This window comes from Luteibacter sp. P4_D7_3, from assembly GCF_056401735.1.
The window spans coordinates 1-1,346 of the sequence record NZ_JBFUIT010000562.1 but is presented as its reverse complement, the minus strand read 5'-3'; the positions used below and the strand labels follow the sequence as shown (position 1 = coordinate 1,346).

1 protein-coding gene is annotated in these 1,346 nt (G+C 68.1%); it reads left to right on the top strand.

Annotation, left to right across the window (positions count from 1 at the left end; all coding sequences use genetic code 11):
• Positions 1-95: 95 nt before the first annotated feature.
• Positions 96-1,346: bifunctional tetrahydrofolate synthase/dihydrofolate synthase (gene folC, locus AC1DSN_RS22720; RefSeq protein ID WP_477333107.1), on the top strand; the 1,251-nt coding region annotated here is incomplete at its 3' end.

The window sequence follows — 1,346 nt, the reverse complement described above, 5'->3', positions numbered from 1 at the left end:
GGCTGGCCCGCTGCCGCGGGATCGCCGATGAATCGGCTCCTACATTGTCTTGCGCAGGACTAAGCTTTATCGCTCTTCCACAAGGTACCGACTTCATGCGCACGCTCGCCGAATGGCTTTCGTATCAGGAACGCACGCATCCGCGCGAGATCGAGCTCGGCCTCGATCGCATTCGCGCCGTGTGGGAAGCCATGGGTGCGCCGCGCCCCGCGCCGATCGTCATCACCGTCGGTGGGACCAACGGGAAAGGCTCCACGGTCGCCTTCATCGAGGGCATGCTGCGTGCCGCCGGCTATCGCGTGGGCTGCTATACCTCGCCCCACCTGCTTCGTTACAACGAGCGGGTGCGCATCGAAGGTGAGGACGCGTCCGACGAAGCGCTGGTGGCCTCTTTCGAGCGTATCGAGACCGCACGTGGTGCCATCCCCCAGACCTATTTCGAGTTCGGCACCTTGGCGGCGATCGATCTGATGTCCCGCGCCGGGCTCGATGTCGCCGTGATCGAAGTCGGCCTTGGCGGTCGTCTCGACGCCGTGAATATCATCGATGCCGATGTTGCCGTTATCACCACTATCGATCTCGATCACCAGGATTGGCTCGGCGGCGATCGGGACAGCATCGGCCGCGAGAAGGCCGGCATCGCCCGGGCAGGGCGGCCCGCGATCGTCGGCGAGCATCGACCGCCCGCTGGCTTGATGGATGCCTTGGGCGGCATCGGCGCCGACGTCGTGGCAAGCGGCAGTGCTTTCTGGGCCACCGACGTGCCCGGAGAGGGCGATTGGCGCTGGTCGCATAGCGATGGCACGGTGTTCGACCTGCCGCGGCCGCGGCTCGACGCGCCCGTGCAGATCGACAACGCCGCCTCGGCGATCGCCGCCCTTCATGCCCTCGGACCGCGTGTCGATGTCTCTGCCGATGCGATCCGGCGAGCGCTGGCCGGCGTCCGTGTCCCCGGCCGCCTGCAGCGGATCGCGGAACATCCCCTGACGCTGGTGGACGTCGGCCACAACCCGCAGGYTGCGCGGGCGCTGGCCGCGTGGCTCGACGGCACGCCGCGCCGCGGGAAGCTGCGCGCCGTCTACGGCGCATTGGCCGACAAGGACGTCGGCGGGGTCATCGAGGCGCTCGTCGACCGGGTAGACCACTGGTACCTCGCCGGCCTGGAGCGGGATACCCCACGAGGCCTGCCCTCAGCGGCCCTGGCGGCCACGTTGGCGGCGGTACGGCCGACCGCCGACGGACAGTCATTCGAGGACGTGACATCCGCCTGGCAGGCGGCTCGGGCGGAGGCCGGCGATGACGATGTGCTCCTGTTGTTCGGCGATGACGATGTGCTCCTGTTGTTC